This is a genomic window from Paenibacillus sp. MER TA 81-3, assembly GCF_023713585.1.
Classification (GTDB): Bacteria; Bacillota; Bacilli; order Paenibacillales; family Paenibacillaceae; genus Paenibacillus_B; species Paenibacillus_B profundus.
In genome coordinates this window covers 1-255 of record NZ_JAMAWB010000136.1, presented here as the reverse complement: position 1 = coordinate 255, position 255 = coordinate 1, and the positions used below count along the sequence as shown (strand labels likewise).

Annotated in this window: 1 protein-coding gene; it reads right to left on the bottom strand. The window is 52.9% G+C overall.

Annotated elements, in window-relative coordinates; genetic code table 11:
• Window positions 1-223, bottom strand: a 223-nt coding sequence (locus M3650_RS31580; RefSeq protein ID WP_251580309.1) for a helix-turn-helix domain-containing protein, incomplete at its 3' end; no start/stop codon positions are given.
• Window positions 224-255: the final 32 nt, after the last annotated feature.

Genomic DNA, 255 nt, shown 5'->3' with positions numbered 1-255 from the left:
GCGAGTAGCGGTGACCCCATTCTCGTTCCACATACCTGGCAATGAGTTCAAGCGTCCAGTTGTGCTTGGCTGTAAAGCCGACCTCGTGGGGCACCGAATAGGCGACGGTCTGCGTCAACTGATCCTGTTGTTCCTTGGTTAACCGAGGAGGAGCACCAGATGAATGCTTGAGCCGCAAGGCGACCAATCCGCCGTTTTCGTACGTATGAATGTAACTGCTCACCGTCATTCGATTACGATTCAGAATTTCAGCGA